The organism is Tunturibacter gelidoferens (assembly GCF_040358255.1).
In the GTDB taxonomy this organism is placed as follows: domain Bacteria; phylum Acidobacteriota; class Terriglobia; order Terriglobales; family Acidobacteriaceae; genus Edaphobacter; species Edaphobacter gelidiferens.
Genome location: NZ_CP132938.1, coordinates 4800461 through 4816431, shown reverse-complemented (window position 1 = coordinate 4816431; position 15971 = coordinate 4800461). Strand labels below are relative to the sequence as shown.

The 15971-nt window shown below is 59.4% G+C and carries 8 protein-coding genes; 5 read left to right on the top strand and 3 right to left on the bottom strand.

Annotated features, from left to right (window positions below):
* Nucleotides 1-281: 281 nt before the first annotated feature.
* From RBB81_RS20805 to RBB81_RS20785, 5 genes are all read left to right on the top strand, one after another.
* Nucleotides 282-2207 (top strand): glycoside hydrolase family 15 protein, encoded by a 1926-nt coding sequence (locus RBB81_RS20805; RefSeq protein WP_353071953.1) that lies wholly within the window; start codon nt 282-284, stop codon nt 2205-2207.
* A 156-nt stretch (nt 2208-2363) separates the two neighbouring features.
* Complete coding sequence (gene treY / locus RBB81_RS20800; protein ID WP_353071952.1) at nt 2364-5057, top strand: malto-oligosyltrehalose synthase; 2694 nt, start codon at nt 2364-2366, stop codon at nt 5055-5057.
* The gene (gene treZ, locus RBB81_RS20795) at nt 5057-6808 is read left to right on the top strand and encodes a malto-oligosyltrehalose trehalohydrolase (RefSeq protein WP_353071951.1); all 1752 of its coding nucleotides are present in this window, start codon (nt 5057-5059) and stop codon (nt 6806-6808) included. Before treY ends, treZ begins: the two co-directional genes overlap by 1 nt.
* 324 nt (nt 6809-7132) lie before the next feature.
* Nucleotides 7133-8317 carry a DUF5666 domain-containing protein gene (locus tag RBB81_RS20790; protein WP_353071950.1) on the top strand — a complete coding sequence of 395 codons (1185 nt, stop codon included), beginning with the start codon at nt 7133-7135 and terminating at the stop codon, nt 8315-8317.
* Nucleotides 8318-8361: 44 nt separating this feature from the next.
* Nucleotides 8362-11307: a TonB-dependent receptor gene (locus RBB81_RS20785; RefSeq protein WP_353071949.1), complete on the top strand. Its 2946-nt coding sequence runs from the start codon at nt 8362-8364 to the stop codon at nt 11305-11307.
* Between the two features lie 146 nt (nt 11308-11453).
* On the opposite strand, the gene hmgA is transcribed toward RBB81_RS20785, so the two are convergent.
* The 3 genes from hmgA to RBB81_RS20770 form a co-directional block, all read right to left on the bottom strand.
* The gene (gene hmgA, locus RBB81_RS20780; RefSeq protein ID WP_353071948.1) at nt 11454-12746 is read right to left on the bottom strand and encodes a homogentisate 1,2-dioxygenase; all 1293 of its coding nucleotides are present in this window, start codon (nt 12744-12746) and stop codon (nt 11454-11456) included.
* Between the two features lie 463 nt (nt 12747-13209).
* Entirely contained in the window at nt 13210-14646 is a 1437-nt protein-coding gene (locus RBB81_RS20775) for an NAD-dependent succinate-semialdehyde dehydrogenase (protein ID WP_353071947.1), read from the bottom strand.
* Nucleotides 14647-14659: 13 nt separating this feature from the next.
* Nucleotides 14660-15934 (bottom strand): M20 family metallo-hydrolase, encoded by a 1275-nt coding sequence (locus tag RBB81_RS20770; protein ID WP_353071946.1) that lies wholly within the window; start codon nt 15932-15934, stop codon nt 14660-14662.
* Between the last annotated feature and the right edge of the window lie 37 nt (nt 15935-15971).

Below are 15971 nucleotides of genomic sequence, written 5' to 3'. Positions count from 1 at the left end.
TCTCGGTTCGGTTAGCGGCGCCTCAGGTTGTCGATATCTGCCGGAAGATACTTATCGTCTGAAGAGGCGTTCCTGCCGTGAGTGTACTGCCGATTCTGAGGCTGCGCGAGAGCAAGGGTGGCAGCGGCGAAAGATTTTTCATGAGCCCGGTTGCTCGAAGGGTAATTTCGCTGGCATACTTCATTGCCTTGCCCTGGGGTCGCGGTGTTGCGCATCTGATGGGTTAAATCCATTCCTGAAAGAGATGCCGGGTGTGGCGTAAGTGGTTGTAGGCGGGCTGAATGCACCGGCAAGTTGGAGGTTTTGTGGCGAAGGCGAAGAAGAAAGTCGCAGGCAAGTTGCATGGTGCTGTAGACGGGGCGGCGCATGGGGCGTTGCACGGGGCGTTACATGGGGAGAGGATTGAAGACTACGCGATGATGGGGGACTGCGAGACTGCGGCGCTGGTGTCGAAAGAGGGGTCGATCGACTGGTTATGCTGGCCCACCTTCTCGTCTGCTGCTTGCTTTGCGGCGCTGCTGGGGACGCGGGATCACGGCTTCTGGCAGATCGTACCGAAGGGTAAGGTGAAGGCGACGAGGCGGGAGTACGAAGGGCACACGTTGATCGTTGAGACTACTTTTGAGACGAGGGAGGGAGAGGTGTGCCTGATCGACTTTATGCCGCCGCGCGAGAGGCACTCTCATGTTGTGCGGATCGTACGTGGAGTTCGTGGCAGGGTATCGATGCAGATGGATCTGGCGATCCGGTTTGATTACGGACGGACGATTCCCTGGGTGACGCGCACCGCGGACGGGTTGCGGGCGATCGCCGGCATGGACATGGTTACGCTGAGAACGAAGGCGCGATTGCGTGGAGAAGGCATGACGACGCGGAGCGACTTCACGGTGCGTAAGGGCGAGACGATGAGTTTTACGCTGACCAGTTCTTCGTCTCTGGAGAAGAGTCCACCTGAGCTCTCGGTGGATAAAGCGCTTGCGGAGACGCAGAGGTTCTGGAGCAAGTGGAGCCGGAAGAATGCGTACGCCGGGCCTTACGCGGAGGCGGTGGAGCGTTCGCTGATTACTTTGAAGGCGATGACGTATAGACCGTCGGGGGGGATTGTGGCGGCTGTAACGACCTCGTTGCCGGAGAGGATTGGCGGGGCGCGCAACTGGGACTATCGCTATTGCTGGTTGCGCGACACGGCGTTTACGTTGCTGATTTTGATGCAGGCCAGTTATGTGGACGAGGCGGTGGAGTGGCGTAAGTGGTTGTTGCGCGCCATCGCTGGGGCACCCGATCAGGTGCAGACGATCTATGGGATCTGCGGCGAGCGACAGTTGGTGGAGTGGCAGGCAGACTGGCTGCCCGGTTATGAAAATTCGAGTCCGGTTCGGATCGGGAATGCGGCGGTGGATCAGTTTCAGCTGGACGTCTTTGGTGAGGTTTCGTCGGCTCTGTCGAGGGTTCCGCAGGCTGAAGACGAGATACGTGTGTCGGCGGCTTCGGTACAGGCGGCGTTGATCGACCATCTGTGCAAGGTGTGGCCGAACCCTGATGAAGGGATCTGGGAGACACGCGGCGGTGCGCAACACTTTACTCACTCGAAGGTGATGGCGTGGGTGGCGCTTGATCGGGCGATTAGGCATCACGAGCAGTTCGATGGGAAGGGTGACGTCAAGCGATGGAAGAAGAACCGCGAGATGTTGCATCGGGAGATATGTAAGAAGGGGTTTGATAAGAAGTTGAACAGCTTTGTGCAGTCGTATGGATCGAAACAGCTCGACGCCTCGTGTCTGCGAATTGGGCTGGTGGGATTTTTGCCGATGGATGATAGGCGGATTATTGGCACGGTGGAGGCGATCGAGAGACGGCTGATGAAGGACGGCTTCGTGGAACGGTACGATACCAAGAAGACGAAGGATGGGCTTGCAGGAGGTGAAGGCGCATTTCTGGCTTGCAGCTTCTGGCTGGTTACGAACTTGTGGCTGATCGGGCGAAAGGAAGATGCGAAGGCGATGTTTGAACGGTTGCTTGCGCTGCGCAACGACGTTGGGCTGTTGTCGGAGGAGTACGATCCTATTGGAAAGCGGATGGTGGGGAACTTCCCCCAGGCGTTATCGCACATTGCGTTAATACATTCTGCTTTTGCGATGTCGGGTTTGTGGCGGCCTGAGCAGAATGCTGCGGCGGAATCTGCATTTCGTCGAAAGAAGAAGAGGTAGATACGCGTCGTGTGACGCCGTTGGGTCTCCACGGTTATCTCCAAATGCAACCAACGAGAGCTTCTGAGTCTCTAACCGATTACCTGGATTTTTTTGTGCGGGATTTCTGCGTGATTTTTACTGCCTTGTTTCCTGAACGCTACTTTCGATTGGTTGATGATGCTACGAATTCCAGGTTCTACCTACAGACTGCAACTGCATAAAGACTTTACCTTCGACGATGCGGCGAAGATCGCCGACTATTTGCATGAGCTTGGGATTTCGCATGTTTACAGCTCTCCTTATCTTCAGGCTGCGCCGGGGAGTATGCATGGATATGACGTGGTCGACCATCAGAAGGTAAATGAAGAGCTGGGTGGCGCGGCGGCGCATGAACGGTTCTGCAAGAGGCTGGGTGAGGCGGGGTTGGGGCAGGTGCTGGACATCGTGCCGAATCATATGTCGCTCGGCAAGGAGAACCGCTTCTGGTGGGATGTGCTCGAAAACGGCACGTCGAGCCGGTATGCTTCGTTCTTCGATATCGACTGGCAGCCGCAGGAGGAGCGGCTTCGCGACAAGGTGCTGGTGCCGATCCTTGGGGACCAGTACGGGAGGGTGTTGCAGGCGGGCGGGATCAAGGTGGTGCGGCGCGGCATCAAGTTTCAGGTGGAGTGTTCGGGGCAGTCGCTGCCGGTGTCGCCGCAGTCGCTGCCGGTGATTCTGTCTCGAGCGGCGGAGTATGCGAAGTCGGATACGTTGAGTTTTCTTGCGGCTTCGTTCGGCCGTTTGCCGGCGCCGGAGTATGTGGATCGGCGAACGATTCTGGCTCGCCATCGCGACAAGGTGGTGTTGTTTACTCTGCTGGAGCGGTTGTGCGCGGAGGAGCCGGAGATCTTCGATGCGATGGACCGGGCGATGGCGGACCTGAATGAGAACCTAGACGCAGTGGATGATTTTTTGAATCAGCAGAACTACCGATTGGCTTACTGGAAGACTGCGGACCAGCAGCTGAGCTATCGGCGATTTTTTGATGTGAACACGCTGATTGGTCTGCGAGTGGAGCGCGAATATGTGTTCGAGGAGACGCATGCGCTCGTGTTGGATTGGTTGAAGCGGGGAGTTCTGGATGGCGTGCGGGTGGATCATCCGGATGGGCTGCGTGATCCGAAGGAGTACTTCAAACGGCTGCGCGAACGCGCTCCGGATGCGTGGGTGATCGGAGAGAAGATTCTTGAGCCCGGCGAGTTTCTACGCGAGGATTGGCCGATTGAGGGGACGAGCGGGTACGACTTTTTGAATGTTGTTTCGGGAGTGCTGGTGGCGCCCGAGGGCATGATGGAGTTGAGCTCGGTCTATGCGGATTTTACGGAGCAGCCTACGGACTTTCACGCCATTGCGCATGAGAAGAAGATCAACGTGTCGCAGGAGGCACTGGGGAGCGATGTGAATCGGCTGACGTCGATCTTCGTGGAGATATGCGAGGCGAATCGTGATCGGCGCGACTACACGAGGGCCGAGGTGAGGCGCGCGATTCGCGAGGTCGCGGCGTGCTTTTCGATCTATCGGACGTACGTGGTGCCGGAGCGTGAGGAGATTACCGAGGAAGATCGCGAGTACATTACGCAGGCTGCGGAGTGCGCGAAGGAGAAGCGGCAGGATATCGATGGAGGGCTCTTCGACTTTCTTCGGGACGTGTTGACGATGGAGGTGAAGGGGAAGCTGGAAAGCGAGTTTTTGTTGAGGTTCCAGCAGTTCACCGGACCGGTGATGGCGAAGGGCGTGGAGGATACGGCGTTTTATTGCTTCAATCGGTTGACGGGAATGAATGAGGTGGGGAGCGATCCGGGGCGAAATGGATTGAGCGTTGAGGAGTTTCATTCGTATTGCGGGAAGATGCAGGAGACGCATCCTTGCACGATGACGACGCTGTCGACCCACGACACGAAACGCAGCGATGACGTGAGGGCGCGGTTGGCGGTGTTGTCGGAGATACCGGGAAAGTTTGGTGCGGCGATACAGCGCTGGTCGCGGATGAACAATGCGTTTCGCGCGCGCAAGCCTGGGGTGGATCCGTTGCCGGATCGTAATACGGAGTACTTTTTCTACCAGACTTTGATTGGGGCGTGGCCGCTGCCGATGGATCGCGCTCAGGCTTATATGTTGAAGGCGATGCGCGAGGCGAAGCAACAGACGACCTGGGTGGCGAACAATAAAGAATTTGAAGATGCACTGAGTCTGTTCATTGAATTTACGTATAGCTATGCGCCGTTTCAGCGAGAGCTACAGCAGTTTGTGGAGAGGATTCTGGAGGCGGGGCGTGTGAATTCGCTGGCGCAGACGCTGTTGAAGTACACCGCTCCGGGTGTGCCGGATCTGTACCAGGGAACGGAGATCTGGGATTTGAGTCTTGTGGATCCGGATAATCGTCGGCCGGTGGACTATGCACTGCGGCAGCGGTTGCTATATGACTTGAAGCCGATGAACGGCGGTGATGCGGCGGCGCAGGTGATGGCAAGAGCTGAGGAAGGGCTGCCGAAGATGTGGACCATCCATAAGGCGCTTCAACTGAGACGTGAGAGGCCGAAGTCGTTTGGTGCAGAGGCGGACTATGTTCCGTTGATGGTGGATGGAGCGAAGCATGACCACGTGATTGCGTATCTGCGAGGTGAGGATGTGGTGACGGTGGCGCCAAGGCTCACGGTGAAGCTTGACGGAGCGTGGAAGGACACAGTGGTGACACTGCCGGAGGGACGATGGAGGAATCGTTTGACGGGAGCGATCGTTGAGGGTGGCGAGGTCGAAGTCAAGGGGCTGTTGAAGGATTTTCCGGTGGCGCTACTGGCGCGCGAAGAGGTTGGGGGAGACCGCTGATGCATGAGTTTACGGTTTGGGCGCCGAGTGCGTCGAAGATGGGCGTGAAGATCGGCGATGTTACTTATCCGATGAGCGGGCCTGACGGGCGCGGATGGTGGAGTGCTTCCGTGGAGCAGGCGGGAGTGGGTACGGACTATGGGTTTGTGATTGGAGATGATCCGAAGGCGTGGCCTGATCCGAGATCGGAGTGGCAGCCGGATGGAGTGCATGGACTGTCGCGGGTGTATGACCAGAGGGCTTTCAAGTGGAGTGACAGAGGCTGGAGTGCGGCTGCGCTTGCGCATGCAGTGATCTATGAGTTGCATGTGGGAACGTTTACACCGCAGGGGACCTTCGATTCGGCGATAGAGAAGCTTGGATATTTGGTGGAGCTTGGCATTACGCATGTGGAGTTGATGCCGGTGGCTGCGTTTCCGGGTGGGCAGGGGTGGGGGTATGACGGGGCTGCGCTGTTTGCGGTGACCGAACAGTATGGTGGGCCGGATGGGTTGAAGCGGCTGGTGGATGCCTGCCATGCGCGGGAGCTCGCGGTGTTGCTGGACGTGGTTTATAACCACTTCGGACCGGTGGGGAACTACTCGGGCAAGTATGGACCTTACATCACGGAGAGACATCACACTCCGTGGGGAGGCGCGATCAACTTTGAAGGCGAGGGAAGCGACGAGGTACGGAGGTTTTTCTGCGACAACGCGCTGATGTGGATGAGGGATTATCACATCGATGGACTTCGCCTGGACGCGGTGCATGAGTATGTCGACCGGTCGGCGATACATTTTATGGAGCAGCTGTCGTCTGAGGTGAAGACTTTGTCTGCGAAGGTGGGACGGCGGCTGGTGTTGATCGCGGAGAGTGACCTGAACGATCCCCGAGTTGTTACTCCTGCGAGGGAGGGCGGGTATGGGATGGATGCGCAGTGGAGCGATGACTTTCATCATGCGCTGTTTGCGGTGCTGACGAACGAAGGAACGGAGAAGGGTTACTACTCGGACTTCGGCTCGTTGGAGAAGCTGGCAAAGTCCCTGGCGAAAAACTTTGTGCAGGACGGAAGCTACTCGGAGTATCGGAGGCGATCGCATGGGCGCCCGGCGGATGAGCTGTCGCCGCATCATTTTTTGGGATATATCCAGAATCACGATCAGGTTGGCAATCGTGCGGTTGGCGACAGGTTAGACCAGACGGTTGGGTTCGACCGCGCGAGGGTGGCGGCTGCGATTGTAATGACGGCTCCATTTGTTCCGATGGTCTTTCAGGGCGAGGAGTATGCCGCGTCGACTCCGTTTCAATACTTCGCGGACCATGAGGATCCGGAGATGGCGAAGTCGGTAAAGAACGGGCGTCGAGACGAGTTTGCGGCGTTTGGATGGGACCCCGAGGACATTCCCGATCCGGAAGATGTTGAGACGTTTCTGCGATCGAAGTTGAATTGGGCGGAGGTTCATCAGGGGCGCCATGGAGAGATGTTGGATTGGTACCGCAGACTGATTCAGTTGCGGCGCGGGTCTGTGGCGTTGAACGATGGTGCGGTGGGACACGTGAAGGTGACCTTCGATGAGAAGCGGCGCTGGCTGATGTTCGAGCGTGGGGTGGTGACGGTGATGTGCAATCTCGGATCGGCGACGGTGGAGCTTCCTTTTGTAAAGAAGGCTGCCTTGTTGCTAGCTTCGAAGGATGAGGTTGTGGTCAAGGGTGGTTCTGTGGAGTTGCCTGCGGAGAGCGTGGCGATCCTTTCGAGTGAGACGATCCGGTAACACTCCTTGAGCTTGACGCCTTCGATGCTGAGATCGAACCGGTTCCTTCCGGTAAAGTCTTCGCCATGAGCGTGGCCATCGCAAGTTGAGTGGTGTTGTGAGAGACTGACGGGCGATGGTTCTGATGGGCAGGGGACCGTAAAGCGTTTAGCATGGAGCAGTGGGTCGGAGCCGGTTTGCTCGGGTTCCGCCTTCTTCAAGACAGGCTTTTCCCAGGAAACTTTTGCGCTGCTATCTCGTCTTCCTTAGTGGATGGCGACCTGGAGGAGTAAATCCCAGGCGACCGACGAGGATGCGGCGGTATTTCACTTGAGGAAGAGAACCATGTTAAGAGAATCTGGGGTTTTCCGGGCAGTTGTATTGGGTGCCGGATTGATCGTTTCGATCGCCGCATTGTCTGTCGGAGACCTCTGTGCTTTAGCGCAGAATCCGGCTGCGACGTCCGCAGCTGTGCGGCAGATTGGTACGGTGAAGGCGACGGCAGGGAACAGCCTGACGCTCACTACGGATGCGGGGCAGGAGGTTGTCGTGAGTGTGGCCGATGGGGCTCGCATTCTGCAACTGGCGCCCGGCAGCACGGATTTGAAGACGGCGCAGACGATTGCGTTGGCCGACATTGCGGCGGGGGACCGGGTGCTGGTGAGTGGCAAGGCTGGTGACGGCGGCGCGGGGCTTACGGCATCGCGTGTGATCCTGATGAAGTCGTCGGACATTGCGCAGAAGCACGAGGCGGAGCAGGGCGATTGGCAGAAGCGGGGGATGGGCGGGATTGTGAGCGCGGTGGATGCCGGGGCCGGCTCGGCAGTGTTGTCGGTTGGCGCGAAGAAGCTGACGGTGACGACGTCGAGTGCGACGAAGTTTCGGCGATATGCGGGCGACTCGGTGAAGTTTGAAGATGCGAAGCCGGGGACGCTGGCACAGATACAGGTGGGGGATCAGCTTCGTGTGCGCGGGACGACGTCCGATGATGGGTCGTCGATTCAAGCGGAGGAGGTGGTGAGCGGCTCATTCAGGAATCTCGCTGGTCTGATCGCAACGATCGATGCGGCTGGCGGAACACTGACGCTGAAGGACCTGGCGACCAAGAAGACGGTGTCGGTGAAGATTACAGACAACTCCAGCTTAAAGGCGTTGCCGCCTGAGGCTGCGGCACGATTTGCGGCTCGTGCAAAGGGCGGGGCAAGTGGCGGGGGCGGCGACTCGCAGGCTCCGGCGCAGGGTGCAGGACAGGCTGCCGGTGGCGGGGAACGGACGGGCGGTACGGGCCACTCTGCAGGAACGGATCTCTCGCAACTGGTGAGCCGGCTGCCGAGTCAGAGTGTTGCCGATCTTAAGGTGGGAGATGCAGTGATGATTGTCGCGTCGCAGCCGGATTCGGCCGTCAGTCAGGTGACGTGCGTGACTTTGCTCTCGGGGGTAGAGCCGATTCTGGCGGCAACACCTAGCAGTGGTCCGGCGTTGACGCTTTCTCCCTGGAGTCTCGGCGGCTCTGATGGCAGCGCGCAGTAGCTCGATCGCGAACTGCAACGATGGAAAACTTTTTAGGAGAAGGAATGTCATTCCGCGCAGGGTTGAAGTTTGTTTTGCTTTTTTTTGTTGCATGGATGCCGGTGGTGTCGAGTGCCCAGCAGACGGGCGCAATCGTGCACGGGGTGGTAGCGGATCCTGAGAGTGCTGTGATCCCCGGGGCGACGGTGACGCTTACTCCGGCCGCCGGCAAGGCTTTGATTACGCAGTCGCAGAGCGATGGAAGTTATGTGTTGCGGAATGTTGGTGCGGGAACTTATTCCCTGACGGTGACGATGTCGGGATTCGCATCGTACGTGAAGCTGGGGGTGAGGCTTGCGGCGGGGCAAAATCTGGCGCTGGATGCGAAGATGGCAATCCAGGAGCAGAAGCAAGAGGTGAACGTCAACTCGCAGGGTGCGCAGGTGAGCGTGGACTCCGACAGTAATGCCAGTAGCACTGTTATCAAGGGGAAGGACCTGGATGCGCTATCGGATGACCCGGATGAGTTGTCTTCGGAGTTGACCGCGCTGGCAGGGCCTGCTGCGGGACCGAACGGCGGGCAGATTTATGTGGATGGATTTACCGGCGGACAGCTTCCTCCAAAGTCTTCGATCCGCGAGATTCGGATCAATCAGAATCCGTTTTCGGCCCAGTACGACAAGCTTGGCTATGGGCGTGTCGAGGTTTTTACCAAGCCGGGGACGGACAAGTATCACGGCAGCCTGAGTGTGCAGGGCGGGGATAATGCCTTCAATACTTCGAACCCTTTCCTGGGGCCGTCGAACACGCAGCCTCCGTACCACACGATCTTTATTCTGGGGAGCGTGAGCGGGCCGATCAACCGCATCGCGTCATTTACGGTGGGCGGGTCGCATCGGACGATCCAGGACAACAATATCGTCAATCCCAGCGGCTACTATGCGACTTCGGCGGATGCGACGACGCCGTGCGATCCGGGTGTTGCAACGATTTCAAGCTGCTCTTATTTTTCTTCTTATCCGGAGTCGGCGCGCGCTGTGTCGCATCCGCAGACGCGGAGCGATGTGAGCCCGCGCGTGGACCTTGCGCTGGGAGAGAAGAACACGCTGACGGTGCGGTACCAGTACAACGTGAATGGTCAGCAGAACAACGGCATTGGGAATACGAATCTTCCGACGGCGGGCTACAACACGGAGACTACGGAGAATACGGTTCAGATCAGCGATACGCAGATTTTGAGTCCTCGGGTGATCAACGAGACGCGGTTTGAGTATCAGCGTGACTACTCGACGCAGGATCCGCTGAGCACGACGCCGACGCTGTCGGTGCAGGGAATCTTTACGTCGGGCGGATCGAGCCAAGGGACGCAGAGGAGCACCAGCACTCACCTTGAGTTGCAGAACTACAGTTCGATTGCGCTGGCGAAGAACTTCATTCGTTTTGGCGGGAGGTTACGCACGACCAACGAGTCGCTCTCGTCGAATGCGGGATCGAATGGGACTTTTACTTACTCTTATCTGCTGGATCCTTGTTTCGATTCGAATCCTAGTATCAAGCGGCCGAGCAGTTGTAATCCGGCGGCGACGAAGCCCTGCGACACACTGAATGGAGGGATTTCGTCGTACCAGTGTGGGCTGCCAGGGCAGTATGCGGAGACGGCGATCAATAAGCAGCAGGTGGCGGGACGCCTGACCGATGTTGGGTTTTATGCGGAGGATGACTGGAAGCCCAGGGGAAACCTGACGATTACCTATGGGCTTCGGTTGGAGGCGCAGAACGTTATCAATAGTGGGCGTGATTTTGCGCCGCGTATATCGTTCGCCTACGGGATTCCCCGAGCGGGCAATAAATCGCCGGTTACGGTGGTGCGAGGCGGGTACGGGATCTTTTACGATCGATTTACGCTGGCGAACTATCTGACTACGCTGCAGGAGAATGGCTTCAATCAGGTGACCTCGACGGTCCTTAATCCCGGGGCTGTGTGCACGCCGGATAATCCTGGTAACTGTGGCACGGCGGTCGCGAACAAAATTACAACTTACGGACTCGGCGACGGGATACGCAGCTCGTACACGATGCAGGAGGCGGTTGGGGTCGATCAGCAGCTCGGGCGCGCGGCCACAATGTCGGTGAACTACCTTTATGCGCGTGGCGATCATCAGTATCTGAGCAGAAACTTCATTGTCGATACGGGCTTCGATCAGCAGTTTCAGTCGGGCGGTGTCTATAAAGAAAATCAGCTATTGATCAATGGAAATGCGCGGTTGAAGAAGCTGACGTTGTTCGGGTTTTATTCGTTGAATCTTGCCGATGCCAATACCTCGGGGGCGGGATTCTTTCCGACCAGCAATACGGACACGAAGGTGGACTATGGGCGTGCGTCGTTTACGCATGCGAGCTTTGCGGTTGTCGGGGGGAGCTGGCAGCTTCCGTATAGCTTCTCTGCGAGTCCGTTCATTATTGTGCAGTCGGGAACGCCGTATAACCTGACGACCGGTCTCGATCCTACGGGCTCCTCGATCTACAACCAACGGCCGTTTTTCGAGAGTGGAGATAGTGGGCGCTGCAGGATTTCGCGTGACTTCAGCTCCACGCAGACCGGCAGCCTGACGCCGGTGCCGATCAACTACTGCGATGGTCCGTCGAACTTTACGTTCAATCTTCGCGCTTCGCGGACGTTTGGATTTGGGGAGCGAACTCGCGGAGCTACTGCGGCGGCGGGAGCGAGTAGCGGCCCTGGTGGTGGTCCCGGAGGACTTGGTGGTGCTCGTGCCGGTGGGCCGGGTGGTGTTCGTGGAGGGTTCGGGCCACAGGGCGCGAGTTCGGGTCATCGGTATACGTTTACCCTGGGCGCGCAGGCATTCAACTTGTTCAACGTCATTCCCTACGGCACGCCTACGAGTAGTTTGAGTTCGCCTCGGTTTGGTCAGTTCACTACGCTGGCGGCTGGGCCGTTCAGCTCGGCTACGGCTTCGCGTCGGATCACGTTGCAGGCTACGTTTAATTTTTAGGGGGCACGGAAGAGACGTCCTGCCGGACTGGCCCACTGCGCGTGGGGCGGTCACTTCGTGACTTGTATACCTTGTCTCGTTTGACCGAACACCAATGGTCCTCCCCTTGGCCAGAGACTGGGTGTTGCTTGCGGCTTGCATGAGTGCTACGGTTTGAAGTTTTTCTTCAGGGTCTGCCAGCAGGTGTAGTACTCGTGTTGACGGGCGGCGGTGTCCATCGCGAACTTGGTAGGGCGGCAGACGAAGCGAGTTTCGAACATGAAGGCTAGAGTGCCTTCGAGTTTGACGGGCTTGAGGTCGGCTTTGCTGGCGCGGTCGAAGGTCTCGGCGTCGGGGCCGTGGCCGCTCATGCAGTTGTGCAGGCTGGCTCCGCCGGGGACGAAGCCTTCGGCTTTGGCGTCGTATTCGCCTGTGACGAGACCCATGAACTCGTTCATGAAGTTGCGGTGGAACCATGGCGGACGGAAGGTGTGCTCGGCGACGATCCAGCGTGGAGGGAAGATGGCGAAGTCTACGTTGGCGGTGCCGGGAATCTCGCTGGGCGAGGTGAGGACGGTGTAGATGGAAGGGTCGGGGTGGTCGAAGCTGACGGAGTTGATGCAGTTGAAGCGGGCGAGGTCATACTTGCAGGGGGCGTAGTTGCCGTGCCAGGCGACGACGTCGAGCGGGGAGTGGTCGAAGTCGCAGGCCCAGAGATTTCCCTGGAACTTTGCGACTACCTGGAAGGTGGCGTTGTCGCGGTCGTCGTAGGCTGCGTGCGGGGTGAGGAAGTCTCGGCTGTTGGCGAGGCCGTTGGCGCCGATTGCGCCGAGCTCTGGAAGGCGGAAGCTGGCGCCGTAGTTTTCGAGGAGATAGCCGCGGGCTTGTTGGTCGAGAAGCTCTACGCGGAACTTGATGCCGCGTGGGATGAGAGCTACTTCGCCTGGGGTAAGGTCGAGGATGCCTAGTTCGGTGTGGAGCATGAGGCGGCCGAGTTGGGGGACGAAGAGAAGCTCGCCGTCGGCGGTGTAGAAGAAGCGGTCGGTCATGCTCTTGGTTGCGGCGTAGATGTGGATGGCGACGCCGGAGTGCATGGTGAGGTCGCCGTTGCCGGCGAGGGTGGTGAGGCCGTCTACAAAGTCGACTGGCGTCGTTGGTAGTGGAAGCGGGTCCCAGCGGAGTTGGTTGGGTGTGGTTTCGATTTCGTTGAATGGAGTGGCGCGAACCATGCCGTTGGCGATCCGCTCGTAGGGTTTGTGCATGACGGAAGGGCGGATCCGGTAGGTCCAGGTGCGACGGTTGAGCAGGCGGGGCGCGGTGAAGGGGCTGCCGCTTAGCTGCTCGGTGTAGAGGCCGAGCGGGGCCTTTTGTGGGGCGTTCTGACCGACGGGGAGTGCGCCGGGGTGGGCCTCGGTGGCAAACTCATTTCCGAAGCCGCTGGAGTACTTGAGATCGGGCATGGTGATCCTCTTGGGTAAAAAGTGTGTCTGGTCGACGAGGGCTTCGCGACGAACGGAGAACGCTTCTTGACGACACAGAAGCTTAGCCGAAAACGGGTGTCTCGTGTTGGGAGAGGGGAAGGCGTCAGTGTTCCGAATTTAAATTTCACAAGAGACTAATTGCTTCCGGATGGAGCCGCATCTTGCTAGAGGGTGATTAAGAACAGACAACGGCTTGAAAGGCGTGGCTTGAAAGGGACGAGCGGTTTGGGCGTGGCGGAGTTCGTCGGGATCCTTCGCTGCGCTCAGGATGACAGCAAAGGCTAATACTGGCGTGGCCAGCTCTTCGGCAGGATGACAGCGAGGGCCTAATACGCGGCTTGGCCACCTTATTCGGGGCTTTGGTGTTCGATCTTGCTTAGGACTAGCCGTTCGATCTTGTTAGGACAAAGGATGCCTACAATTCGCTCGGGGCTGATACAGGCTAGCGGGTGGGGGAGGGGTCGGCGGTGGAGACGAGGTATGGCTTGGTGGCGGGTTCGTTGGGGGTCGTCGCGGAGGAGATGACGACGGTTTTTGCATTGAGGAACTCGCGCATGCCTGCGGCGGAGAGTTCGCGGCCGTAGCCGGAGCGCTTGATGCCGCCGAAGGGCAGGCGGGGATCGCTGGCGACCATGGCGTTGAGGAAGACGCCGCCGCATTGCAGCTCGGAGATGAAGCGTTGTTGTTCGGCGGGGTCGCGCGTCCAGGCGGAGGCGCTGAGGCCGAAGGGGGTGTCGTTCGCGATCTCGATGGCCTCGTTGATGTTCTCGACGCGGAAGAGCATGGCTACGGGGCCGAAGAGCTCTTCGCGATAGACGGCGGAGGTGCGTGGGACGCCGGTGAGGACGGTGGGCTCGAAGTAGTTGCCGGTACCGAGCATGCGTTCGCCGCCGGTGAGGATGCGCGCTCCGGCGCGGGTGGCGGCTTGCACTTGTTGTTCGAGCAGGTCGACGGCGCGGACGGTGGCGAGCGGGCCGATGTCGGTGCCGTCCTTCATGGGGTCGCCTACGCGCATGGCTTCCATGCCTGCGACGAAGCGCGATTCGAAGACGTCATAGATCTCGTCGGCGACGATGAAGCGTTTTGCCGCGATGCAGGATTGTCCGGAGTTGACGCAGCGGGCGCGGACTGCGGTTTCGATGGCGGCGTCGAGATCGGCGGAGGGCATGACGATGAAGGGGTCGCTGCCGCCGAGTTCAAGGACGGATTTTTTGATGAGCCAGCCAGCCTGCGCACCGATGGCTCGGCCTGCCGTCTCGCTGCCGGTGACGGTGACGGCGGCTACGCGCTCGTCGCCCAGGACTGTTTCTACTTGATGGATTTCGAGGAGGAGGCTTTGGAAGGTGCCGCGGGGAAAGCCTGCGCGGCGAACGAGGGATTCAATGGCGAGAGCGCACTGCGGGACGTTGTTGGCGTGCTTAAGGAGAGCGACGTTGCCGGCCATGAGCGCCGGTGCGAGGAAGCGGAAGACCTGCCAGAAGGGGAAGTTCCACGGCATGACGGCCAGCACGATGCCGATTGGATCCCACCGCACGTAGCTGTAGTTGTCTTCGGTGGGGATGGACTCGGGTGCGAGGATGCGGGCAGCGTGTTCGGCGTAGTAGCGGCAGGCGTCGGCGCATTTGAGGATCTCGAAGCGAGCTGCCTCAAGGGGCTTGCCCATCTCCTGGGTGATGAGGATGGAGAGGTCGTCGATCTCGTGTTCGAGGATCGACGCGAGCTTGCGCATCCACAGGGCGCGGTGTTCGAGCGGCACGAGAGAGTAGGTGCGAAAGGAGTCGGCGGCGAGAGCGATCTTCTGGCGCGCGGCTTCGTCGGTGAGCGGGTCGAAGCTGCGCAACAGCTTGCCGGTGGCGGGATTAATGGATTCGATGGCCATGCCGAATGCGGAGTTACTCTGACGCTAGTTTAGCAAGAGCTGAGGCAAGCACTTGTACCCCGAGAGTGGTATGCGCGGGTGTGGCATATTCGTCCGGTCTGTGGCTTACACCGTTGCGGCAGGGGATGAAGATCATGGCGATGGGTGCGATGCGGGCCATGAACAGCGAGTCGTGATAGGCGCGACTGACCATCTTTCTGGGAGAGATGCCGTCGGTGGCGCAGACCTCTTCGAGGAGTTCGACGAGGTGTGGGGAGGATTGCGCGGGGGCGTCGGCGTTGATGATCTGCTCGGTGATGATGACGCCGCGGCGTTGGCGGAGGGTTTCGATGTCGCGGCGGATGGCCTGCATGACGGACTCGCGGCGGGTTGGGTCGGTGTCGCGGATGTCGAGTTGGAGGACGACACGGCTGGGGACGCTGTTGACTGCGCCGGGATGGACGTCGCAGGTGCCGACGGTGGCGACGGTGTCGATGACGTGTGTGGCGAGGGCGTGTTTTTCGATGGCGAGAATGAGTTCGGCCGCGGCGCAGAGTGCGTCTTTGCGGTCGGGCATGAGGAGCGCGCCGGCATGGCCGCCGAGGCCGCTGATGGTGAAACGATAGCCTGCGGGGGCGGCGATGCTGGTGACGATGCCGATGGGAGTGCCTTCGCGTTCGAGCAGGGGACCCTGTTCGATGTGGAGTTCGAGCCAGGCGTGGTAGTGGTTCGGTGAGAGCTTAACCGAAGCGAGGTCGCCGGTGAAGCCCGCAGCCGTGCGAACTTGTGCGAGGGTCTTGGCCGTGTCGGCTGGCTCGTTGGCTTCGTGGAGAGCGTCGGCTTGTTTAGGATCGAGGGTCCCGGACATTAGGCGGCTGCCGAGACAGCCGATGCCGAAGCGGGTGGGCTCTTCGGAGGTGAACATGACGAGTTCGATGGAGCGGCGGGGCTGCAGGCCGCTGCGTTTGAGCGTGCGCATCGCTTCGAGACCGCCGAGGACGCCGACCGTGCCGTCGTACATTCCGGCGTGAGGGATGGCGTCGGTGTGTGAGCCGGTGGCGACTGCAGGCGCGTCGGGGTCAGTGCCGGTCCAGCGGATGAAGATGTTGCCTACGGCGTCGTCGCGAACCTCGAAACCGTCGGCGGTGGCAAGTTCTTTGAGCCATGCGCGGGCGCGGAGATCGTCTGGAGAGAAGACGATGCGGGTGACGGGGGTGCCGTTGCTGACGGGCTCGGCGTCGGTGAAGGTTGCGAGGGTTGCGAGTTCGCTCGTCAGCCGTGGTTGATCGATCTGAATTTGCTGTGCCAAAACTGTTGCCTCCTTTTGGCCGAGGTTGACGTAGATG

Bases quoted from the DNA above. Each gene is read 5' to 3' on its own strand.
- RBB81_RS20805 (WP_353071953.1), top strand. From the start codon at position 282: ATGCACCGGCAAGTTGGAGGTTTTGTGGCGAAGGCGAAGAAGAAAGTC.
- treY (WP_353071952.1), top strand. From the start codon at position 2,364: ATGATGCTACGAATTCCAGGTTCTACCTACAGACTGCAACTGCATAAA.
- treZ (WP_353071951.1), top strand. From the start codon at position 5,057: ATGCATGAGTTTACGGTTTGGGCGCCGAGTGCGTCGAAGATGGGCGTG.
- RBB81_RS20790 (WP_353071950.1), top strand. From the start codon at position 7,133: ATGTTAAGAGAATCTGGGGTTTTCCGGGCAGTTGTATTGGGTGCCGGA.
- RBB81_RS20785 (WP_353071949.1), top strand. From the start codon at position 8,362: ATGTCATTCCGCGCAGGGTTGAAGTTTGTTTTGCTTTTTTTTGTTGCA.
- hmgA (WP_353071948.1), bottom strand. From the start codon at position 12,746: ATGCCCGATCTCAAGTACTCCAGCGGCTTCGGAAATGAGTTTGCCACC.
- RBB81_RS20775 (WP_353071947.1), bottom strand. From the start codon at position 14,646: ATGGCCATCGAATCCATTAATCCCGCCACCGGCAAGCTGTTGCGCAGC.